Source organism: Bradyrhizobium sp. R2.2-H (genome assembly GCF_004346455.1).
GTDB lineage: Bacteria > Pseudomonadota > Alphaproteobacteria > Rhizobiales > Xanthobacteraceae > Bradyrhizobium > Bradyrhizobium diversitatis.
In genome coordinates this window covers 37,840-59,311 of record NZ_SMBR01000014.1, presented here as the reverse complement: position 1 = coordinate 59,311, position 21,472 = coordinate 37,840, and the positions used below count along the sequence as shown (strand labels likewise).

The window sequence follows — 21,472 nt, the reverse complement described above, 5'->3', positions numbered from 1 at the left end:
GGAATGATCGGGATGGCGCGGCTCGCGATAGCGGGCCTGGTGGCGATCATGGCGATGGGCACGGCGCGGGCCGAGGATGTGCTGAAGGCCAGGATCGGCGTGCTCCGCCTGTCGTCCTCCGCGCCCGTTTTCATCGCGCAGGACAAGGGCTATTTCCGCGAGGCCGGCCTGGAGGTCGAGCTGAAATTCTTCGACGCGGCGCAGCCGATCGCGGTGGCGACGACTTCAGGCGATGTCGATTTCGGCGTCACCGCCTTTACCGCGGGCCTCTACAATCTCGCCGGCAAGGGCGTATTGAAGGTGATCGGCGGCATGAGCCGCGAGAGGCCCGGCTATCCGCTGATCGGCTATTTCGCCAGCAACAACGCCTATGCCGCCGGCCTGAAGACCCCGAAGGATCTCGCCGGCAAGCGCGTGGCGGTGACGCAGGTCGGATCGAGCTTTCACTATTCGCTCGGCCTGCTCGCCGATAAATACGGCTTCAAGCTCTCTGAGGTGAAGATCGTGCCGCTGCAATCGCTGTCGAATGCGGCGGCGGCGCTCAAGGGCGAGACCGTCGATGCCGCGCTGCTGCCGATCTCCACGGCGCGAAAGCTGATGGACGAAGGCGGCGCGAAGTTCCTGGGGTGGGTCGGCGACGAGACGCCGTGGCAGCTGGGGGCGGTGTTCGCCTCGCCGAAGACGCTGGCCAACAAGACACTGGTGACGAAGCTGCTCGGCGCGCTCGCCAAGGCCGATCGCGAATATCACGATGTCATCCTTGCCGCGATGAAGGACGGTGTCGCCCCGATCAACGAGCAGACAAAGCCGCTGCTGGAGATCATCGCCAAGTACACCAATTTGCCGGTCGAGCAGGTGGTCGGCAATTGCGCCTATGTCGATCCCGACGGCAAGCTCGACGTCAAGAACGTCGACAACCAGATCAAATGGCTCCAGGAGCAGGGCTTTGCCGACAAGGGTTTTGATGCCAATGCGATCATCGCCAAGGACTATGTGAAGGCGGATTGATCGATGCGCTTTCCCAACCATCCCCGTCACCCTGAGGTGCCCACCTTGCGGCGTGCCGCAAGGTGGGCCTCGAAGGGCGCACGGCCCGGATGCAGCGAGGCCGCTCATCCTTCGAGGCTCTCATTGCGATGCGTTCGCATCGCAATGAGAGCACCTCAGGATGACGGATCGGGAAGGGCGATCGAATGGACCTGATCGCCAGCCACATCTCCCATCGCTTCGGCGATCTCGCCGTGCTCGACGATGTCTCCTTCACCGTCAGCGCCGGCGAGGTGGTGGCGATCGTGGGGCCCTCGGGTTGCGGCAAGAGCACGCTGCTGTCGATCCTGGGCGGGTTGCTGCAGCCGACCTCCGGCGCGGCGGAGCTGCGTGGCGCGCCGCCGGCGGACAGTCTCAATCCGCTGACCTTCGTGTTCCAGGATTTTGCGCTGCTGCCCTGGGCCACGGTGGAGGAGAATGTCGAATTCCCGCTGCTGCACGCCCAGCTTAGCGCTGCGCAACGCCGTGCGCTGGTCGAGGACGCGCTGCGCCGCACCGGCCTGACCGATTTCCGTCAGACCTATCCCAAGCAGCTGTCCGGCGGCATGCGCCAGCGCGTCGGTATCTCGCGCGCGCTTGCGGTGAGACCTGCGATCCTGCTGATGGACGAGCCGCTCTCGGCGCTGGATTCGCAGACCCGCGAACTCCTGATGGAAGACTTTGTCCGCCTGCTCGCCGATGGCGGCATGGGCGCGGTCTACGTCACCCACAATCTCGAAGAAGCCGCACGGCTTGCCGACCGCATCGTGGTGTTGTCGCGGCGGCCGGGACGCATCCGCGAGGTCGTAACCGTGCCGATGACGCGCGCAGCCCGCGGCGAAGCGGCGGCGGGCGAGAAGCTGCTTGCGCTCCAGAACCAGATCTGGTCGCTGATCCGCAACGAGGCGATCGATGCCGAGCGCGAGGTCCAGCATGCTTGACCGCGCGCCGGCGGAAACATCAGTGAAGGATGAAACGACGCGCCGCGTCCGCTTCCGCGGCGCGGGCTTCGTGCCGGACTCGAGCCGCCACGGCGGCTGGGTCGCGCTCGCGCTCGTCATCGCCATCTGGCAGGCCGCCGGCAGCGCCGGCCTCGTCAATCCGCTGTTCCTGCCGGCGCCCTCGGCGATCGCGCACGCGATCTACCAGCTCGCGATCTCAGGCGCGCTCTGGCAGCACGTCTCGGCCTCGCTGCTGCGCATCGGCGTCGGCTGGCTGCTCGGCACCGCGGCCGGTGTCGCCGTCGGCTTTGCCATCGGCCTGTCGCGGCTGGCACGCGGCGTCGGCATCACCTTCATCTCGGCGCTGTTCCCGATTCCGAAGATCGCGCTGCTGCCGCTGTTGATCCTCTGGCTCGGCATCGGCGAAGAGCCGAAGATCGCGACCATTGCGCTCGGCGTCTTCTTCTCGACCGCGATCTCGGTTTATAGCGGTGTCGATGCGGTGCCGCGCAACCTGATCCGCATGGCGCAGAGCTTCAACGTTCCGTTTGCCACCATCGTGCGCAAGGTGATCTGGCCGGGCGCGCTGCCCGCGATCCTCGCCGGCTTCCGCATCACCGCCTCCGTGGCGCTGCTGCTCGTCGTCAGCGCCGAGATGATCGGCGCGCAATACGGCATCGGCGCCTTCGTGCTGCAGGCCGGCAATCTGATGCAGACCGATCAGCTGCTCGCGGGCGTGGTGATCCTGTCGGTGTTCGGGCTCGCAGTCGGCAAGGTGATCGGCTGGCTGGAGACGCGGCTGTTGCACTGGCGGTAGCTACCGTCACAACCGTCGTCCCGGGCAAGCGCAAGCGCAGACCCGGGACCCATAACCACAGGCAATCGTGATTAAGGGGACTCGGAGTTATTCGCTTGGCGCCCTCATTACTCCCTGTGGCTATGGATCCCGGATCGGCGCGCGCTTAGGGCGCGCTTGTCCGGGACGACACCGGGTATTGGGCCAATGCCTCGTCCTCACGCGTTCCCGCGATCTTCCCTGAACAAATCCAGCTTCTGCTGCACGGGCCGGTCCGAGAAGCTGAACAGCACGGCGTCGTCGTCGGCCTCGTGCGTCACCCAGTGCCAGCTCGGCACCACGAACAGATCGCGCGGGCCCCACTCGAACACGGCATCGCCAATCCGGCTGCGGCCCTTGCCTTCGATCGGGCAGAACACCGTCGCGTCGGTCGCGCGATAGCGCGCGGTCTTGAATCCCCTGGGCAACAGCTGGATGAAGGTGCCGATCGTCGGCATGGCGAAATCGCCGGTCTCGGGGTTGCTGAACTTCAGCTTGAGCCCGTGACAGGCGTCCCACTCCTGGCTCGCGCGGGCCTTGTCCAGCGCCTCGCGGGTGTAGGCATAGGGATAGCTGAAGATCGGCGAGGTCTTCGAGCTCCGCTTCACATCGACCGGCAAGAGATTGTGGCCGTAGCGCGCAAAGCTGTCGCCGGCAGGTTTCGTGATCTTCTGCTGGTCTTCCTTCGATCCCTCCGCAAAGGAGCAGTCGAAGAACTGCACCAAGGGGATATCGAGACCGTCGAGCCAGAACATCGGCTGGTCGGTCTCGTTGGAATGATCGTGCCAGGTCATGGACGGCGTGATGATGAAATCGCCGGGCTCCATCGCGGTGCGCTCACCATCGACGGCGGTGTGAGCGCCCTTGCCTTCGAGCACGAAACGCAGTGCGGACTGGCTGTGCCGGTGCGCAGGGGCGACGTCGCCGGGCACCACCATCTGCACCCCCGCGTAGAGCGAGGTCGTGATCTTGGACTGGCCGCGCAGCCCCGGGTTCTCCAGCACCAGCACACGCCGCTCGGCTTCCTTGGCTGTGATCAGCCTGCCGGCCTCCGTCATGTAATCGCGGATGACGTCAAACTTCCAAAGGTGCGGCCGGCAGGCGCTCTTCGGCTCCGGCGTGATAAGGTCGCTCATCACCGTCCACAGCGCGGTGAGATTCTCGCCGTCGATCTTCTTGTAGAACGCCTCGCGTTCCGGCGTCTTGGTCACGGCTTCCATGGTTGCTGCTCCCGATCGTTTGTTGATTGACAGTATACTGACGATCTAGGTAGCGTCAACGTGGCTAAGGGCCTACAAGGTCGCTGTCATTCCGGGGCGACGCGCCAGCGTCGAGCCCGGAATCCATAACCACGATCGGGAGTATGGATTCCGGGCTCTCGCTTCGCGAGCCCCGGAATGACAGAAAATCACGAGGGAGGGTCCCAATGAAGCTGCACGGCTATTTCCGCTCCAGCGCCGCCTATCGGGTGCGGATCGCGCTGAACCTCAAGGGGCTCGGCGCCGAGCATCTGCCGCATCATCTTCGCAAGGGCGAACAATGCGCGCCCGCTTATCTGGCCATCAACCCGCAGGGCCTGGTGCCGGCGCTGGAGGACGATGCAGGTGTAGTGCTGACACAATCGGTGGCTATCATCGAATGGCTCGACGAGACCCACCCCAATCCGCCGCTGCTGCCCAAGGATCCGCTGCAGCGCGCCAAGGTGAGGGCGTTTGCGCTGGCGATCGCCTGCGACACTCATCCGGTGCAGAACCTGAAAGTGCTGGCGCGGCTGCGCGAGCTCGGGCTGCCCGAGGAGAAGGTCCAGGAGTGGGCGGCGTGGGTCAATCGCGAGGGCCTGTCGGCCTGCGAGACCCTGATCCGAGACGAGAAGGGGCCGTTCTGCTTCGGCGATGCGCCGACGCTGGCCGATCTCTGCCTCGTGCCGCAGCTTACCAATGCGCGCCGCTTCGGCGTCGACGTCTCCGCCTATCCGCGCCTGCTCGAAGCCGAGGCTGCCGCCAAGGCGCTGCCCGCCTTCGCCGACGCCGCACCGGAGAAGCAGCCCGATGCCGAGTAAGCCTGCCGCTCCGATCACCATGGACGCGGTCTATGCCGCGCCGGGCTATCTGTTCCGGCGCATGCAGCAGATCGCGGTCTCGATCTTCATGGAGGAGTGCAAGTCGTTCGATCTCACCCCGGTGCAATATGCCGCGCTGGTCGCGATCCATACCCATCCCGGCATCGACGCGACGCGGCTGTCGGCGGTGATCGCCTTCGACCGCTCCACGCTCGGCAGCGTGATCGAGCGGCTCCAGGCCAAGGGCTATATCGAACGCAAGCCGGCGCCGGAAGACAGGCGGATCAAGCTGCTTCACCTGACCAAATCAGGCGCCGCGATCCTGCGCGACATCATTCCCGCCGTCGAACGCGCCCAGGCGCGGATGCTGGAGCCTCTGAAGCCCGCCGACCGCAAGACGCTGATGGGGCTGTTGGTGCAGCTGGTCGATCTCAACAACGAGGCCTCGCGCGTGCCGCTGCGGGCGGAGGACGCGCTGGAGCATCTGGGGAAGAGCGGCTGAGGGGATGTGAGTGAGCGGGTCTCCGCTCGCGCCTCATTCATCGCCGTCGTCCCGGACAAGCGGAGCGCAGATCCGGGACCCATAACCACAGGAAGGAGTTGGGCGCGAGCAGATAACTCCGCGTCCCCGTAACCACGTTCGCCTGTGGCTATGGGTCCCGGATCGGCGCGCGCTTAAGGCGCGCTTGTCCGGGACGACAGCGAATGTGTGGCGGCGCCGTCGCCTCACATCCTCAGCAACGCCTGCCGGTCGATCTTGCCCGTGCCCGTCTTCGGCAGCTCGTCGATGAAGATCACCTCGCGCGGATATTTGTAGGGCAAGAGCCTGCCCTTGACGTAGTCCTGCAGCCTGCGCGTCGCTTCGCCCTGGTCGGCGGCGCGGTTGTTCATCACCACCACCGCCTTCAGCGTCATCCGCCGGTCCGGCAGTTCGGCGGCAAACACCGCGCATTCGCGGATGTCGGGGTGATCGGCGAGGCACAGCTCGACCTCGAGCGGATAGACCCATTGGCCGGAAATCTTGATGAGATCGTCGGCGCGGCCGCGGAAGAAGTGGAAGCCATCGGCATCCCTCACGAAGCGGTCGCCGGTGTAGATCCAGCCGCCCTCGCGAATCGTTTCCGCGGACTTGTCCGGCCGGTTCCAGTACAGCGGCGTGTTGGAATCGCCGCGCACCCACAGGATGCCTTCCTCGCCGTCGCCGACGTCGTTTCCGTCCTTGTCGCGGAGCGCCACCTCGTAGCCGGGCACGCGCAGGCCGGCGGCGCCGAGCTTCTTCTGCTCGGGCCGGTTGGAGAGATAGATGTGCAGCACCTCGGTCGAGCCGAGGCCTTCGACGATTTCGAGTCCCGTGAGCGCCTTCCAGCCGTTGAAGACCTCGGCCGAGAGCACCTCGGCGGCGGAGAGCGCCATGCGCAGCGAAGAGAAGTCCGTCTTGTCCGCGCCGCCGGCCTTTGTCAGCGATGTATAAAGCGTCGGCAGCCCGAAGAAGAGCGTCGGCTTGTATTGCGCGATCGCCGCGAAGATCGATGCAGGCTTGGGCTGGCCCGGCAGCAGCAGCGTCGCGGCGCCGGCCGAGAACGGGAAGGTGACGGAGTTGCCGAAGCCGTAGGCAAAGAAGATCTTCGGCACCGAGAAGCAGATGTCGTCAGGCGTCAGCTTCAGCACGTTCTGCGCAAAGGCGGCATCGCTATAGGCCATGTCGTGCTGCAGATGCACGATGCCCTTGGGCCGTCCGGTCGAGCCGGAGGAATACATCCAGAACGCCATCTCGTCGCGACCTGTGTCGGCTTCGGCGAGATCGGCCGGGAATTGCGCGAGCCAGTCTGCCGCCGCGACCGCCCGCGGCGCCGCGTGATCGCCCGCCTCGCCATTGACGACGATCAGCATCCGCAGCTCCGTGTCCTTGCAGGCCTCCGCATTGAAGCGCGTGCAGAATTCCGACTCGACGACCGCGACAGTCGCGCCGGAATCGGCGAGATAGAATTGCAGGAGGTCCGGCGGCGTCAACGTGTTGATCAGGAGCGGCACGAAGCCGGCCCGCACCGCGCCGAAGAAGGCGGCCGGGTAGGCCGGCGTGTCGTCGAGGAACAGGAGCACGCGATCGCCGCGCTTGAGGCCGAGCGAGGCGAATCCGTTGCCCCAGCGGCAGGCTTCGCCGCAGAGCTCGGCATAGGTCTGCGTGCCTGCCGGGCCCACGAGCGCGATCTTGTCGTCGCGGTCTTTGGCCAAATTGTCGAACAGCACGCGGCTGGCATTGTAAGTTTCAGGAACGGCAAAGCCGATTTCGCGTGCGCCCGGGCTGTCCGCGGGCACCTGGTCGCGGATCTCGTCGCTCATGCGGCATCTCCGCCGTTCTTGGCGGCCTCGTAGCGCGCCATGAAGGCCGGCGACATCGCGCGCAGCCGCGAATCGTCGATGCGGCCGGAGCGGGTGATATAGCTGTAGGCGAAGTCCATCAGGGGAAGCTTCATGTGCTCGGCGAAGTGCTCGTACCAGAACGCGCTCGTGCGCGCGGCATCGACGAGCTTCTGCACGATGGGCTTGCGCGCGGCCTGATAGCGATGCAGCGCGGTCGCAAGATGCGCATCCGACTCCAGCGCCTTGACCAGCGCGATCGCGTCCTCGATCGCGAGCCGCGTGCCCGAGCCGATCGAGAAATGTGCCGAATGCAGGGCGTCGCCGAGCAGCACCATGTTCTTGAACGACCAGTGCTCGTTCCAGACCCAGGGGAAGTTGCGCCAGACCGATTTGTTCGAGACGAGGCAGTGGCCGCCAAGCGTGTCGGCGAACACTTCCTCGCAGACACCCTTGGACTGCTCGACGTCCTTGTAGGCGAAGCCGTAGGCCTGCCATGTTGCGTGATCGCATTCGACCAGGAACGTGCTCATGCCCGGCGAATAGCGGTAGTGATGGGCGTTGAAGGCGCCGCGGTCGGTCTTCACGAAGGTCTGCGACAGCGTGTCGAAGCGCTTCGAGGTGCCGTACCAGACGAACTTGTTGGAGGAGTAGGACAGCGACGTCCCGAAATCGCCTTCGAAGGCGCGGCGCACCAGCGAGTTCAGCCCGTCGGCGGCGACGATCAGATCATGGCCATTGAGCTGGTCGATCGCCTGGATCTGCGTGTCGAAGCGCGGCGTGGCGCCGACCTCGAGCGCGCGCTGCTGCAGGAACCTGAGCAGCTCGAGGCGCCCGATCGAGGAGAAGCCGACCCCGTCGATGGCGACGCTGTCGCCGTGCAGGTTCAGCGTGATGTTCTCCCAGCTCTCCATATGCGGGGCGATCGCATCGACCGTCTCGGGGTCGTCGGCTCGCAGGAATTCCAGCGCCTGGTCGGAGAACACGACGCCAAAGCCCCAGGTCGCGTCGGCCGGGTTCTGCTCGAACAGGTCGACCTGATCCTCGGGATGACGCTTCTTCCAAAGATAGGCGAAGTAGAGCCCACCGGGCCCTCCGCCAATCACGGCGATCCGCAACGTCTGCCTCCCTAATTGACAGTATACTTACTATCTAGGGGTAGACTAATGTGCTCCGGCGCCCGGCGCCAGCGGAAATATCGGCAAGGCCGGCACGCCAAAGTCCGCCTTCGAACACCCCTTTCGCCGGTGTCCGAAACCTCAGGTCCGAACCATAGCCAAACCGGGTCGAATTGGCCACCGGGGGTGTCAGACGCAGCGCTTCACATAGACCCCGTTCACCAGCACCCTGGTGCAACGGACCGCGGGCACGGGCTTGCGGACCACGACGGCCGCGTTCGGACCGGCGCAGCCGGCGCGATACACGCCGCGGGCGCACACCACCGCATTGGCATCGGTGGCCTCGAACGTCATGGTCGCGGCGAAGGCGAAGAGAGCAGAACCAACGAGCAGCAATGAACGCAAGTTGTTCTCCCGATTTGTCGTTATCGAAATGATGCTTGCAAAAGGCTTGTCGTTGCAGGCGCGCGGCAGTTCGTTTTCCCACGCCGACCATCATTGCCGCGCGATGCGCCGCCTCATCGTGCCGCGAACGGGGCGAGCACGTCCTTGCACGCGGGCGACAGCGAGGCCGCCCTGTTGGAAATGCATTGAATGATGCGGCCGCCGCCGGGCGCGACACCGGCGCAGAGCGTGCGGATGTCGGCGCCGCAGGCCGACCTCACGATGAACAGCTCCTCTCGCGGCAGCAAGGGACGCAAGACGATCACGGCTGGCGCGGCTGCTGCCGCCGCCGGCGCTGCGCCCGCAGGCGCTGCCGCTGCTGCGCCGCCGCCGGTTGCAGCGCTCACGGCTTTCTCGCAGGCCGGCGAGACCTTGGCCTTGTTCTTCTCCAGGCATTCGAGCGCCGCCGCGCCGCCCGGCGTCACGCTGGCGCAGACCTTGGGATAGTCGGCGCGGCACGCGCTCTTGACGGCCGCCACCTGCGCGCTGCTCGGCTGCTTGGCGGCAGCGGACTTCGGCGTCGGTGCAGCGGCGGGCTGCGCTGCGGGCGCGGGCTCAGCCCTGGACGTACCAGGCGGCGTCGATTCCACCTTGGGAGCGGCTTCCTTGGGCGCAGCCTCGGTCTTCGGCGCGGCGGGCGCGGCTTCGGTCTTCGGAGCCGCAGCGGGCTCGACGGCGCGAACCGCGGTCTGGCATCCCGATGACAGGCTGGACATGTTCTTCGCCAGGCATTGAAACGCTTCCGTGCCGCCGGGCGTCACGCTCGCGCAGTGCGCGATGAAATCCGAGCGGCAAGCGGAGCGAATGGCGCTCTTCTGGGCCTCGGTCGGCGCTTGCGCGGCTGCCGATGTCGCGGCTGCAAAGAGTGCCGCCGCCAGCAGCGCCTTGCGCCGCGATGCATGCTTCAACGTGTTGAACATCTGAATGATTTCCTGCCCGTCGGGTGAGCCGAGGATTCTTGAAATGTAATGTAATCGCAATCGTCGCGAGTGACGCCTCGCAAGGCGGCATCATTCGCCGCTTTGACCTCACCCGCAAGTCAATTGTGCCAGCGCCGACCGCGTCTCAGAGCCTGACCATTCGCTTGCCGCGGTTCTCGCCCGCGAGCAGCCCGATCAGCGCCTTCGGTGTGTTCTCGAAGCCGTCGATAATATCCTCCTGCACCCTTAGCTTGCCGGACTTCACCCAGGCCTGCAGGTCAGCGAGCGCACGCGGGCTCTCCTTCATGTAGTCCATCACGATGAAGCCCTGCATGACGAGCCGCTTCACCACGATCAGCCCGGGCACGCCGCGCGGGCCGTGCGCGGCAGGAGCGCCGTCATATTGCGAGATCGCGCCGCAGCAGGCGATGCGGCCATAATTGTTCATCTGTGGCAGGCAGGCTTCGAGGATGTCGCCGCCGACATTGTCGAAATAGACGTCGATGCCCTTCGGCGCCGCTGCGCGCAGCGCCTTGAACACCGCGCCGTCCTTGTAGTCCACCGTCGCGTCGAAGCCGAGCTCGGAGGTCAGCCACCTGCACTTGTCCGCACCGCCGGCGATGCCGATGACGCGGCATCCCTTGATCTTCGCGATCTGCCCGACGATCGAGCCGACCGAGCCCGCAGCCGCAGAGACCACGACCGTCTCGCCCTCCCTGGGCTTGCCGATCTCCAGCAGGCCGAAATAGGCGGTGAGGCCGGCGATGCCGAACACGCTGAGCAGGTGCGTCATCGGTTCGAGCTTGGGCATCTTGGTGAGATGCTTGGCCGGCACCGCGGCAAATTCCTGCCAGCCGGTGTCGCCGAACACGATGTCGCCGGGCGCAAGCCCCTCGGCCTTCGAGCTGACGACCTCGGCGATGGCGCCGCCGGCCATCACGCTGTTGGCTTCGACCGCGGAACGATAGGTCGCGCCGTGCATCCAGGCGCGGTTGGCGGCATCGAGCGAGATGTATCGCACGCGCAGCAGCGCCTCGCCGTCCTTCGGCTCCGGCACTGTCCCCTCCACCATCTTGAAATGCTCGGGGCCGAGCTTGCCGCTGGGTTTCTCCACCAGCAGAATCTGGCGATTGACGTTGCCGTTCATGGCGTTCCCCTCTTTGATTTCTTTGACGACCATTGATGCAGCCGCCGCGAACAAGACCCGCAGGCCGCATTTGCTGTGCGCGGCTCAAGGCTAGAGCGCTGCGTTCCATTTCACAACTGGAACATCCGCTCATCTTCCCCGAACACCCGGTCCAGCGCCGCTTCATATGTTGCCTGCACCAATTCCGGATGCAGCTTGCCCAACGCTTCCATCATCACGCCGGAATTGATCTCGAGCACTTTCCATTCGCCGTCGACACGCACCACGTCGATCGACGCGAAGACGATGCCGATGGCGCTCGCGGCATCGGCCGCGAGCTTCACGCAAGCCGTCCGAACCTTGCCGTCCTCCAGCAGCACGGGCTTCGCGGTGGCATCGAGATTGTGCCGCCAATCCGAGCCACGCTGCTTGCTGTAGACGACGAGCGGCAGATCGCCGAGTTGCACGACACGGACCTCGTCTTCGATCGCCAGATAGGGCGAGATCGCGAGTCCGGCGCTGATCGAGAAAACGTCGTCAACCGCGTGATCGAGTTCCGCCTCGGTCGACACCTTGAACACCGACCGTCCCGACGTTCCCTCGTTCGGCTTCACCACCACGCCTTGCGGATGGTCGCGAAGCAGTTCGAGCATGGCATCGTGCCAGGTGGGGCCAACGACATTCCTGCCGAGCCTCGGGTTGAGGAACAGCCGATGGGGAACGCATGGCACACCGGCCATCTCCAGCGCCTCGGCAGTTGCCGATTTGTCGTTGGCGAGGCGGTGGGCGATGGCGCTGTTGAGGCCGATGTCATAGCCGAAGGCGAAGTGGCGCCTGTCGTCCCGGCGCATCGCGATCAGCCAGCCGCCGGGGCGGACATCGACCGTGATCCCATGCCGGGCGCAATAGCGCCTGATCGCCTGGACGAAGATCCGCTCGCCGTCTGCCATCTGCTCCCGTCGCTCTTCAGTCGTCCCTGGCGCCAAAAGCCGCAAGAATGCGGGAATCGGCGCCAGACCGGGTGAAAATCAGAGCTATTCTTAATGAAATTCTCGCGAGCGCGACGGAAATTAAGTGCTGCAATCAAGCCCAGCAGGGAAAAGAAATTGCCCACCTCCCGCAGCCGGCAGCAGATTCATTGATGATCTGACCAGTTCTGCCGCAAATGCCGATTTGACCGGCATCAATTGCATCCGGAACGAGGTTGATTATTGGTCTCAATGGCGTAGATCACACACGCGAAATCCTCCGCCATGGCAGATGGTGCCCGCCCCGTGTCAGGGGCCGGGCAGCGCTTTTGCCCTAAAACCGCAGTTATTCGGAATATCGAAAATCATGAGCGCGTTTTACCGAGAGAAGGTTCTTTCCGTCCACCACTGGACCGACACGCTGTTCAGCTTCCGCGCCACCCGCGATACCGGCTTCCGCTTCCAGAACGGCCAGTTCGCCATGATCGGCCTCGAGGTCGACGGCCGTCCGCTGCTTCGCGCCTACAGCATGGCGAGCGCCAATCACGAGGAAGAGCTCGAGTTCTTCTCGATCAAGGTTCAGGACGGCCCGCTCACCTCGCGCCTCCAGAAGATCAAGGAAGGCGACACCATCCTGGTCGGCCGCAAGGCGACCGGCACTCTGATCACCGACAATTTGCTTCCCGGCAAGCGGCTGATGCTGCTCTCGACCGGCACGGGCCTCGCGCCCTTTGCGAGCCTGATCAAGGATCCCGAGGTCTACGACCAGTTCGAATCGATCGTCCTGGTGCATGGCTGCCGCCAGGTCTCCGAGCTCGCCTATGGCGAGAAGCTGGTCGCGACCTTGCGCGAGGATGAGCTGTTCGGCGAGCTGCTCGCGGACAAGCTCGTCTATTATCCGACCGTGACCCGCGAGCCGTTCAGGAACCGCGGCCGCATCACCGACCTCATCAGCTCCGAGCAGATCTTCAACGACATCGGCCAGGGCCCGCTCGACATCGCAACCGACCGCATCATGATGTGCGGCAGCCCGGCGATGCTGGAAGAGCTGAAGGTGATGTTCGAGAGCCGCGACTTCGTCGAGGGAAGCGGCAACAAGCCTGGCCATTTCGTGATCGAGAAGGCCTTCGTCGAGCGGTAAGCGCCGTTCGCCATCGTGCCGAACGCTTAATTATCCACTCAGCTGTCGTCCCGGACAAGCGCGCCCAAAGCGCGCGCCGATCCGGGACCCATAACCACAGGGAGCCGTTTTGCGAAGGCTGGTAATCACCAGCTTTGCCCAACATCCCTCCCTGTGGTTATGGGTCCCGGGTCTGCGCTTACGCTTGCCCGGGACGACAACTGAATATGTGGAAGTGCGTGTGCGTCCCACTGGCGACCCATCGCGGCGTCTGCTCAGGATCGACTGCCGCCTCCATCCCCCCTCTGCTGCACCGCAAAACCGCCCATCGGGCTGATTGATTTGTCTCCGCCGAATTCGCTAGCCTGAAACAAGGGCCACGTCATATCCGTATGACAGGCGCAGGCGTATCGTACCGCCTCATGCGGGCGAGAGGATGGGAATCGTGGCCGACGACAACAAGACGCGAGAATCGCCCGAACACTCATCCCCCAAACGCCTGCCGCTGGCGGAAGAGGGGATCATGGAAACCCTGCTGCTGCCGTTCTCGCCGCGCTACATCGTGCTGACGATCTGCGCGGTGGTCACCGCTCTCCTGATCGGCATCGGCCTCGCGGATCGCAAGATCTTCGACATCATGCTGGTCCCGATCCTGATCTTCGGCGCGCTGACGCTGCTCGGCATCCGCGATCTCCTGCAGAAGAGCCACGCGGTGCTGCGCAACTACCCGATCTCCGCGCATATCCGCTTCCTGCTCGAAGAAATCCGGCCCGAGATGCGGCAATATTTCTTCGAGAGCGAGAAGGACGGCATGCCGTTCTCGCGCGACACCCGCGCGGTGGTCTATCAGCGCGCCAAGATGGAGCTCGACAAGCGTCCCTTCGGCACGCAGGAGGACGTCTACCGCGACGGCTACGAGTGGATGCATCACTCGGTCGCGCCGAAGACGCATGCCACGGAGAAATTCCGCATCAGCATCGGCGGCCCCGATTGCACCAAGCCTTATTCGGCCTCGGTGTTCAACATCTCCGCGATGAGCTTCGGCGCGCTCAGCCCGAACGCGGTGCGGGCGCTGAATGCCGGCGCCAGGAAGGGCGGCTTCGCGCACGACACCGGCGAGGGCGGCGTCAGCCCCTATCACCGCGAGATGGGCGGCGACATCATCTGGGAGATCGGCTCCGGCTATTTCGGCTGCCGTCATCTCGATGGCACGTTTGATCCCGAGGCGTTCGCGCGCGTCGCCGGCGACGACCAGATCAAGATGGTCGAGCTCAAGGTCAGCCAGGGCGCCAAGCCTGGCCATGGCGGCGTGCTGCCGGCGGCCAAGGTCTCTGAGGAGATCTCCAAGATCCGCGGCGTCGCCATGGGCGAGGATTGCATCTCGCCGGCCTCGCACCGCGTCTTCTCCACGCCAACAGGCATGATGCAGTTCATCGCCGAGATGCGCCGCCTGTCCGGCGGCAAGCCGGCCGGCTTCAAGCTGTGCATCGGCCATCCCTGGGAGTTTCTGGCGATCTGCAAGGCGATGATCGAGACCGGCATCTACCCTGATTTCATCGTCGTCGACGGCAATGAGGGTGGTACGGGCGCGGCCCCGCTGGAGTTCATGGATCATCTGGGTATGCCGATGCGCGAGGGCGTCAATTTCGTCCATAACGCGCTGGTCGGCATCAATGCGCGCGACCGCATCAAGATCGGCGCCTCCGGCAAGATCGCGACCGCCTTCGACATGGCGCGCGCCATGGCGATCGGCGCCGACTGGTGCAATTCGGCGCGCGGCTTCATGTTCTCGCTCGGCTGCATCCAGTCGCTGAGCTGCCACACCGACCGCTGCCCGACCGGTGTCGCGACGCAAGACCCGACGCGGGCGCGCGCGCTCTACGTGCCGCTCAAGATCGACCGCGTACAAAATTACCATCATGCGACGCTGCACTCGCTGACGGAGCTCATTGCCGCCGCCGGCCTCGAACATCCGCAGCAATTGCGCCCGATTCACTTCAGCCAGCGGACGTCGACGACCCTGGTGCAATCCTTCGCGCAGCTCTATCCGGCACTGCGCCCGGGCGAGCTGCTCGAAGGTACGGAAGACCCGCGCTTCCGCGACGCCTGGCGCATGGCGCGCGCCGACACGTTCCAGCCGGCGCTGTAGGATTCTGGTCGCGTAATTTCATCGCGATCGCGGCTGGTGCGGATCGGGGTGAGGTTCGGGTGACGCTCGCTGTGTGACGCGCGTTCGAGCCACAACTCACCTGTCGTCCCGGACAAGCGTAAGCGCCGATCCGGGACCCATACCGCGTGATCTAGCGAGTGCGGCTGGTCGCAGTACCGAACTGCGAGTCTTCGCCAAACTCCTCCCTGTGGTTATGGATCCCGGATCGGCGCGCGCTTGAGGCGCGCTTGTCCGGGACGACAGCTTGCTATCGCTCAATTCACCCCGTCTCGACCTCACTCAACCGGCTCGCCAGGATCTTGTCGATCCTCCGTCCGTCGAGATCGACCACCTCGATATGCCAGCCGCGGAAATCGAAGGCATCGCCGGCGCTGGGGAGCGCGTTGAACTGTTGCAGCACCAGGCCCGCCACCGTGTTGTAGCGGTGCGGCGGCAGTTCGACGCCGAGCAGCTCGCCGAATTCGTCGACCGGCATCCAGCCGGAGATCAGGAGCGAGTCGTCGGCGCGCCTGACATAGGCCGGCTCCGGCGGTCCCGCCTCGGAATGGAAGGCGCCGACGATCGACTCGAGGATGTCGGTGGCGGTCACCATGCCTTCGAAGCCACCGTATTCGTCGTAGACGAAGCCGACGTGAACCGGCGCCGCTTTCAGGATGGTCAGCACGTCGCGCGCATCGGCCGACACCGGAATGCCCGGCGCCTCGCGCACGAGCGCGCGCAGGTCCGGCGTGCGTTCGTCCATATAGGCAACCAGCAGGTCCTTGGCCTGGAGCACGCCGATCGGCTTGTCGCGGTCGCCGTCGCAGACGGGAAAGCGCGAATGCGGGCTCTTGGCGATGATCTCCCGGATGGCGGCCGGATCGTCGTTCAGGTCGATCTCGTCGACCTCCGTGCGCGGCGTCATGACGGCGCCGACAGGGCGATCGCCGAGCCGCATCACGCCCGCGATCATCTCCTTCTCGCCCGGCTCGAGCACGCCCGCGCTCTCGGCCTCGCGGACGAGGTGATGGATCTCGTCCTCCGAGACCTTTTCCTCGGTTCTGCCGCCGCGGCCGAGCAGCGTGAGGATCAACTTTCCGGAGATGTCGAGCAGGAAGACGAGCGGCAGCGATATCTTCGCCAGCACATGCATCGCGGGCGCGACGCGGACCGCGATGCTTTCGGGATCGCGCAGCGCCACCTGCTTCGGCACCAGCTCGCCGACGATGAGGGTGGCGTAGGTGATGAGCGTGACCACGAGCCCGACCCCGACGATGTCGGCAATGCCCTTGGAGAGGCCGAGCTCGAGCAGCCATTGCGTCAGCCGCTGCCCGAGCGTCGCGCCCGAGAACGCGCCGGAGAGCACACCGACCAGCGTGATGCCGATCTGCACCGTCGACAGGAACTTGCCGGGATCGGCGGCCAGCGTCAGCGCCCGCTCCGCGCCGCGTACGCCCCTGGCCGCGAGCAGCGACAGCCGCGCCGGACGCGACGAGACCACGGCCAGCTCGGACATGGAGAGCAGGCCGTTGATGACGATCAGGATGACGACGATGACGAGTTCGAGCGAGAGCATTGACCTTCCGGAGGTAAGCAAGTGTGGCGCAGATGACAGCGCAAGCCATTGATATAGGTATTCGGTGAGGAGATGCTGGCGATTCCCAGGCATTCGAGCACCGAAGGGGGCCGGCGTCCGGCAGTGTTCCCGAGCCCGTCCGCGACGACGTGACGCTCCGCGGAACTACGGATCGTTGCTTAACGCCCCCTTAGTGGCCGCCCGCTAGATTTTCGACATTGCAGAAATCAATTCGGGGAAATCAGGATGCGGATCGGGAAGCTCTTTGCGCTGTCGATGCTGACGGTGACGGTATTTGCGGTCATCCTTGGCGCCGAAGTGCTGATACCCCAGACGCGCATCTTCGCGAACCGCTCCGACGCGATCAAGACCGTCGATGCCTTTGGTGCGACCCTGATGGCCAGCCAGCACGTCGCCAGCCTTCGCGCTCCCTACATCGGACCGATCTTCCAGGAAGGCGCTGCGACGCAGGCGCAGCTCGAAGCTGCCACGAAGGCTACGAAAACGGCCGAGGCGGGCTTCGAGGCCGCAAGGCGGGCGGTGATGGTGCTGGATGACGGCAGCGCAATTGCCGAAAATCTCGACCGTGCGGCGCGGCGGCTGAAAGACATCACCGCCGCGGCGGATCGTGCGATGAACGTTCCCCTCGCCACGCGTGACAGCGCCGCGACAAAGGGCTTCCTCCCAGGTGTTGCCGAGGTCCTCGCCAATCTCGAACCCGTCATGAACCGGCTCGAGGCAAAGGTGATCAACGCCGATTCCTCGCTTGCGGCGCTGCTCAACCTGGCGCGGACGGCGCAGGATCTGCGCGTGTCGGCCGGTAGCCGCGCGGCAACGCTGTCGCCTGCGCTCTCCGCGCGCCGCCCGCTCACCGCTGCTGAACTGACGCTGATGGACCGGATGCAGGGACGCGTGGAGGCCGACCGCGAGCGTATCGAGGCCGGGATCGACCAGCTCGGAAAGCCCGCCCGTATCGCTGCCGCGTTCAAGGCGGCAATGGACTCCTATTTTGGGCAAGCAGCGGTTGCCGTGGACAAGGAGCTTCCTGCGGCCCGGAGCGACGGCAAATACGTTGCCACCGCCGAAGAACTGGCGAAGGTCATCGTGCCGGCCATCCAGATGTTCTACGGCGTGCGCGATGCCGCGCTTGCGGAAGCCGCCGAGCGTGCCTCGGCCGCGCGCGACGGCGCGCTGGCGATGCTCGCGCTCGCCGGCGTCGCCGTGTTGGCCCTGCTCGGCACGCTGGCTGGCGTGACCATGATGCTGCGCAGGCGCGTGGTGACGCCGCTCGGCAGGATCGCCGACGTGATCGGCGCCCTCGCCGCCGGACAGCACGAGGTCGAGATCCCGGCGACGGGCCGCAACGACGAGATCGGCCAGGTCGCGGGCTCGCTCCAGCACTTCAAGGATTCGCTGCTCGCCAAGAAAGCTGCCGACGAGGCCGCCGCGGCCGAAGCCGACGCGAAGCTGAAGCGCAGCCAGCGCATGGACCAGATCGCGCGCGAATTCGAGGCCCTGATCGGTGACGTCGTCAACACCGTCTCGTCGGCGTCCTCCGAACTGGAAGCCTCGGCGGGAACGCTGACGAGCACGGCCGACCAGTCCGAAAAGGTCACCGCGACCGTCGCGGCCGCCTCCGAGCAGGCCTCCACCAACGTCCAGACCGTCGCCGCCGCGGCCGAGGAGATGGCTTCGTCGGTCGACGAGATCGGCCGCCAGGTCCAGGATTCCGCGCGCATCGCTGGCGAGGCGGTGCAGCAGGCGGTGCGGACCAACGATCACGTCGGCGAGCTCGCCAGGGCCGCGGGGCGGATCGGCGACGTCGTCGAGCTCATCAGCCAGATCGCGGGCCAGACCAACCTTCTGGCGCTCAACGCCACCATCGAGGCGGCGCGTGCCGGCGAGGCCGGACGCGGCTTTGCCGTCGTCGCCTCCGAGGTCAAGGCGCTGGCCGAGCAGACCGCCAAGGCCACCGGCGAGATCAGCCAGCAGATCTCCGGCATCCAGGCCGCCACCGAGGACTCCGTCGGCGCCATCAAGTCGATCAGCGACACCATCTCCCGCATGTCCGAGATTGCCTCCGCCATCGCCGCGGCGGTCGAGGAGCAGGGCGCGGCGACGCGGGAGATCTCCCGCAACGTGCAGCAGGCCGCGCGCGGCACCCAGCAGGTCTCCGCCAGCATCGTCGACGTGCAGCGCGGCGCGAGCCAGACCGGATCGGCTTCCTCCAACGTGCTCGCATCGGCCAGATCGCTGTCCGGCGAGAGCAGCCGTCTCAAGGTCGAGGTCGGAAAATTCCTCGACGCGATCCGCGCGGCGTAGGCGGTATCAGACGCCTTCGCCCGGATTCTCCAGGCTGAACGTTTCGGACTGCTCGTCGTAGGCGAACAGCTCGCGCGCTGGGCTAAAGCATGATCCAGAAAAGTGTGCAGCGGTTTTCCGAAAAGCTCATGCTTAAACAACAACCTAAAGCGCGATGACGATTCATCCTAATCGCATCGCGCTTTAGAACTCGGCGTGCAGGCGGCCCGAGAAGATCGAGACCGGGCCGCGGTCGGCGTTATAGGCCGGGTTCGTGATGAACTGGTAATCGAACGTCATCGTGGTCCAGGAATTGAGCTTCCAGGCATAGTAGGCTTCGAGGATGCGTTCCGGACTGTAGTTGAGCCGCCCGTCACCGATCAGCAGGCCGGTGCCGCCTGCGGCGAGAAAGTCGCGATGCGCGTCGGAAAGCCCGTTGACGGCGCCGCCGATGCCGATCGTATCGTCCGGCCGCCCCCAATGGCTGCCCTTGATCGACAGGCCGCCCGATACGCTGCGGTCGATGTCGGTGAAGGACAGAATCTGGTTCTGGCCGTCATTCCAGCTTGCGCGCGCGAACAGCCCGACGTCCTTGACGATCTGCTGCTCGAGGTTGACGTAGAAGCCGTATTTCGAACGGTCGCGCTGGTTGGCGATCGTGATGTCGTTGATGTCGAGCGCAGGGTTGGCAGCGGCGATCGCGACCACCTGGCGGTAGTTGGCGGTATTGCCGCTGTTGTAGAACGTACCGACCCGCAGCTTGCCGGGTTGGTCGAAGATCGAATGGCGCTCTTCGAACTCGACGACGGCGCCGCCGGTCTTGAAGACCAGCACGTCGCTGTTGGGCGCATCGGGCACCTGGAACAGACCGGCGCGCACCGCCCAGTCCTTGCGGTTGAGCTCGACCACGGCGCCACGGGTGTAGCCGGGCAGATCGGCGGGGAAGTCGTAAGCGGCCGACGACCACATCGCCCAGTTCATGAAGTCGGCGCGCGGGTCCTTGGCGTAGGCATTGCCGTCGAAGAAATCACCGACCGCGAAGCGGCCGACGATCAGAGTGACCCGGTCGACATCACGCTTGCCGGCAAGCTGGTTCGGAGCGTCGGGCACTTCCTCCTGCTCGCCGCCGAGGCCAAAGGTCTGCCTGAGATAGTAGCGTTGCGCGCGGATTTTCGGGAATGGCGCGCCGGCCTTCTGCGCCTCGCCGTTGGAGAAGCCGGCGAGGCCGAGCGTGCCGTTGATGCCGAAGCCCTGCGCGAGCTCGGGATTGAAATAGAACTCGCCGCCATCCCAAAGCCGCGCGCCCAGGAAGGCCGTCGTCGTCCATGTCGCCTGAAACTGGCCGCCGCCGGGAAGACTGAGCGGGCTCGCATAGGGCGAGTGGATCGGGCCATAGCCTTGCGGCAGCACGGTGGTCTGGGCGTGGACGTTCCAGTCCCCGGACTCCGGCAGCTTCGTCTTGCCGTTGACCGGCGCCATCCAGGGCGTGTCGCCGAAATTGTAGTTGAGGCCGAGCTTGAACAGATGGATGCGCGGATCGACGTTGACATTGGCCATGCCGAAGCCGCCGAGATCGTAGGTCCGGCGCGACAGTGCGACGTAGTCGTATTCGGCCTTCGCGCTCCAATTGCCGCTGACGGCGAATTCGAGGCCAAGTCCCGCCGTCCATCCGGTCTGGTAGTGGCCGACCGGAGAAAGCTCGGTGATGCCATCGGCGTCGTTGACGTTGATATGCGTGTGCCCCCAGGCGAAGCCGCCTGTGACGAAGGGCATGAAGCGATCGAAGGCATAGCCCAGGCGGCCGCGCACGGTGCCGACATAGTCGATGGTGGTGTTGAACGGAGCCGGTGCGCGCTCGTGCGCGGGAACGTCGAGCGGACTGGTGAACGTGGCGTCCGCTTCGACGCCGAGAACGACGCGGTTCGCAAGCTGGCGGTTGTAGCCGAGCTGGTAGCCGCCGGTCAGGCCGGTGGCGCTGTGCGGCAGGCCCGCGCCCTGCAAGGGAAGCGGGTTGGTGCCAGGTCCGAAGCCGGCGTCGCCATAGCCGAAATGACCGCCCACATAGAACCCGGTCCAGTCATAGACGGTTTTCGCCGCGCGCGCCTTCAGCGGCAGGTCGGCTGCCAAGCTTGCACACGGCAGAGCCAGTACGCCCGTGGCAATTGCCGCGGCCGTCCGCAAGTACCGGTGTCGGTAACCCCTCAACGTCAAACGCACGCCCCCAAACGCGAATGTCCAACTCGCCGCACGATCCCTGCCGATTCGCAACGGCTTTGTCTCAGGTCTCGCCTGCTCCCGCGGAAGATGATCTCGATCCCGCGTGACCTCTTCCTTATTGCAATTAATTCGCAATAGCAACTAGCGCGCTGTCGTTGAGAATAGTTGGCACTGCTCTGTGACGGGACTGTTACATGGCAGGGACGTCTGGAATCCGGGGCAGCCGAGCGGACGCTTGGGACCGATCCAAGGCAGGGACGAGCGCGGGAGGCGGCGGAATCGCGTAAATCGACGGTCGGTTGCCGGCTAGCGGA

At 65.3% G+C, this 21,472-nt stretch carries 17 protein-coding genes; 8 read left to right on the top strand and 9 right to left on the bottom strand.

The genetic code is table 11. The features are described from left to right. Window positions 1-3: 3 nt before the first annotated feature. From EDE08_RS30165 to EDE08_RS30155, 3 genes are all read left to right on the top strand, one after another. Window positions 4-1,008, top strand: a complete 1,005-nt coding sequence (locus tag EDE08_RS30165; RefSeq protein WP_131872525.1) for an ABC transporter substrate-binding protein — start codon at window positions 4-6, stop codon at window positions 1,006-1,008. A 185-nt stretch (window positions 1,009-1,193) separates the two neighbouring features. Continuing rightward, window positions 1,194-1,967, top strand: a complete 774-nt coding sequence (locus EDE08_RS30160; RefSeq protein WP_131872523.1) for an ABC transporter ATP-binding protein — start codon at window positions 1,194-1,196, stop codon at window positions 1,965-1,967. Beyond that, on the top strand, window positions 1,960-2,784 hold the full coding sequence (locus EDE08_RS30155; RefSeq protein WP_165936271.1) for an ABC transporter permease: 825 nt from the start codon (window positions 1,960-1,962) through the stop codon (window positions 2,782-2,784). The genes EDE08_RS30160 and EDE08_RS30155 overlap by 8 nt, the downstream gene beginning before the upstream one ends. Before the next feature lie 197 nt (window positions 2,785-2,981). On the opposite strand, the gene gtdA is transcribed toward EDE08_RS30155, so the two are convergent. After that, window positions 2,982-4,022, bottom strand: a complete 1,041-nt coding sequence (gene gtdA / locus EDE08_RS30150; RefSeq protein ID WP_131872519.1) for a gentisate 1,2-dioxygenase — start codon at window positions 4,020-4,022, stop codon at window positions 2,982-2,984. Window positions 4,023-4,228: 206 nt separating this feature from the next. On the opposite strand from gtdA, the gene maiA reads away from it, so the two are divergent. Together maiA and EDE08_RS30140 are read left to right on the top strand one after the other, a co-directional pair. After that, complete coding sequence (gene maiA, locus EDE08_RS30145; protein ID WP_131872518.1) at window positions 4,229-4,861, top strand: maleylacetoacetate isomerase; 633 nt, start codon at window positions 4,229-4,231, stop codon at window positions 4,859-4,861. Further along, on the top strand, window positions 4,851-5,363 hold the full coding sequence (locus EDE08_RS30140; protein ID WP_131872516.1) for a MarR family winged helix-turn-helix transcriptional regulator: 513 nt from the start codon (window positions 4,851-4,853) through the stop codon (window positions 5,361-5,363). Before maiA ends, EDE08_RS30140 begins: the two co-directional genes overlap by 11 nt. A gap of 224 nt (window positions 5,364-5,587) precedes the next feature. On the opposite strand, the gene EDE08_RS30135 is transcribed toward EDE08_RS30140, so the two are convergent. The 6 genes from EDE08_RS30135 to EDE08_RS30110 all read right to left on the bottom strand — a co-directional run bounded on the left by EDE08_RS30135 (window position 5,588) and on the right by EDE08_RS30110 (window position 11,777). Then, complete coding sequence (locus EDE08_RS30135; RefSeq protein ID WP_131872514.1) at window positions 5,588-7,201, bottom strand: benzoate-CoA ligase family protein; 1,614 nt, start codon at window positions 7,199-7,201, stop codon at window positions 5,588-5,590. After that, window positions 7,198-8,337, bottom strand: a complete 1,140-nt coding sequence (locus tag EDE08_RS30130; protein WP_165936272.1) for an FAD-dependent monooxygenase — start codon at window positions 8,335-8,337, stop codon at window positions 7,198-7,200. Before EDE08_RS30130 ends, EDE08_RS30135 begins: the two co-directional genes overlap by 4 nt. A 189-nt stretch (window positions 8,338-8,526) precedes the next feature. Then, window positions 8,527-8,742: a hypothetical protein gene (locus EDE08_RS30125; protein WP_131872512.1), complete on the bottom strand. Its 216-nt coding sequence runs from the start codon at window positions 8,740-8,742 to the stop codon at window positions 8,527-8,529. Between the two features lie 113 nt (window positions 8,743-8,855). Beyond that, a complete protein-coding gene (locus tag EDE08_RS30120; protein ID WP_131872510.1) occupies window positions 8,856-9,701 on the bottom strand; it encodes a hypothetical protein in 846 nt (281 codons plus the stop codon). A 145-nt stretch (window positions 9,702-9,846) separates the two neighbouring features. Further along, entirely contained in the window at window positions 9,847-10,848 is a 1,002-nt protein-coding gene (locus EDE08_RS30115; RefSeq protein ID WP_131872508.1) for an NADP-dependent oxidoreductase, read from the bottom strand. Between the two features lie 110 nt (window positions 10,849-10,958). Continuing rightward, the gene (locus EDE08_RS30110) at window positions 10,959-11,777 is read right to left on the bottom strand and encodes an ATP-grasp domain-containing protein (RefSeq protein WP_131872506.1); all 819 of its coding nucleotides are present in this window, start codon (window positions 11,775-11,777) and stop codon (window positions 10,959-10,961) included. A gap of 385 nt (window positions 11,778-12,162) precedes the next feature. Between EDE08_RS30110 and EDE08_RS30105 the strand changes: the two genes are divergently transcribed. Then, the gene (locus tag EDE08_RS30105) at window positions 12,163-12,936 is read left to right on the top strand and encodes a ferredoxin--NADP reductase (protein WP_131872504.1); all 774 of its coding nucleotides are present in this window, start codon (window positions 12,163-12,165) and stop codon (window positions 12,934-12,936) included. Window positions 12,937-13,351: 415 nt separating this feature from the next. Then, window positions 13,352-15,064: an FMN-binding glutamate synthase family protein gene (locus tag EDE08_RS30100; RefSeq protein WP_207913138.1), complete on the top strand. Its 1,713-nt coding sequence runs from the start codon at window positions 13,352-13,354 to the stop codon at window positions 15,062-15,064. Window positions 15,065-15,344: 280 nt separating this feature from the next. Here the strand turns inward: EDE08_RS30100 and EDE08_RS30095 are convergent, their stop codons facing one another. Next, on the bottom strand, window positions 15,345-16,640 hold the full coding sequence (locus tag EDE08_RS30095; protein WP_131872502.1) for a hemolysin family protein: 1,296 nt from the start codon (window positions 16,638-16,640) through the stop codon (window positions 15,345-15,347). Window positions 16,641-16,886: 246 nt separating this feature from the next. Here EDE08_RS30095 and EDE08_RS30090 point away from each other — a divergent pair, with 246 nt between their 5' ends. Then, window positions 16,887-18,962, top strand: coding sequence for a methyl-accepting chemotaxis protein (locus EDE08_RS30090; RefSeq protein WP_131872500.1), 2,076 nt, complete (start codon window positions 16,887-16,889; stop codon window positions 18,960-18,962). A gap of 183 nt (window positions 18,963-19,145) precedes the next feature. Here the strand turns inward: EDE08_RS30090 and EDE08_RS30085 are convergent, their stop codons facing one another. After that, window positions 19,146-21,068 (bottom strand): carbohydrate porin, encoded by a 1,923-nt coding sequence (locus tag EDE08_RS30085; RefSeq protein WP_245524927.1) that lies wholly within the window; start codon window positions 21,066-21,068, stop codon window positions 19,146-19,148. Window positions 21,069-21,472: the final 404 nt, after the last annotated feature.

What these genes read in the sequence shown, in the direction of transcription:
- EDE08_RS30165 (WP_131872525.1), top strand. Translation starts at nt 4, where the DNA reads ATGATCGGGATGGCGCGGCTCGCGATAGCGGGCCTGGTGGCGATCATG.
- EDE08_RS30160 (WP_131872523.1), top strand. Translation starts at nt 1,194, where the DNA reads ATGGACCTGATCGCCAGCCACATCTCCCATCGCTTCGGCGATCTCGCC.
- EDE08_RS30155 (WP_165936271.1), top strand. Translation starts at nt 1,960, where the DNA reads ATGCTTGACCGCGCGCCGGCGGAAACATCAGTGAAGGATGAAACGACG.
- gtdA (WP_131872519.1), bottom strand. Translation starts at nt 4,022, where the DNA reads ATGGAAGCCGTGACCAAGACGCCGGAACGCGAGGCGTTCTACAAGAAG.
- maiA (WP_131872518.1), top strand. Translation starts at nt 4,229, where the DNA reads ATGAAGCTGCACGGCTATTTCCGCTCCAGCGCCGCCTATCGGGTGCGG.
- EDE08_RS30140 (WP_131872516.1), top strand. Translation starts at nt 4,851, where the DNA reads ATGCCGAGTAAGCCTGCCGCTCCGATCACCATGGACGCGGTCTATGCC.
- EDE08_RS30135 (WP_131872514.1), bottom strand. Translation starts at nt 7,201, where the DNA reads ATGAGCGACGAGATCCGCGACCAGGTGCCCGCGGACAGCCCGGGCGCA.
- EDE08_RS30120 (WP_131872510.1), bottom strand. Translation starts at nt 9,701, where the DNA reads ATGTTCAACACGTTGAAGCATGCATCGCGGCGCAAGGCGCTGCTGGCG.
- EDE08_RS30115 (WP_131872508.1), bottom strand. Translation starts at nt 10,848, where the DNA reads ATGAACGGCAACGTCAATCGCCAGATTCTGCTGGTGGAGAAACCCAGC.
- EDE08_RS30110 (WP_131872506.1), bottom strand. Translation starts at nt 11,777, where the DNA reads ATGGCAGACGGCGAGCGGATCTTCGTCCAGGCGATCAGGCGCTATTGC.
- EDE08_RS30105 (WP_131872504.1), top strand. Translation starts at nt 12,163, where the DNA reads ATGAGCGCGTTTTACCGAGAGAAGGTTCTTTCCGTCCACCACTGGACC.
- EDE08_RS30100 (WP_207913138.1), top strand. Translation starts at nt 13,352, where the DNA reads ATGGGAATCGTGGCCGACGACAACAAGACGCGAGAATCGCCCGAACAC.
- EDE08_RS30095 (WP_131872502.1), bottom strand. Translation starts at nt 16,640, where the DNA reads ATGCTCTCGCTCGAACTCGTCATCGTCGTCATCCTGATCGTCATCAAC.
- EDE08_RS30090 (WP_131872500.1), top strand. Translation starts at nt 16,887, where the DNA reads ATGCGGATCGGGAAGCTCTTTGCGCTGTCGATGCTGACGGTGACGGTA.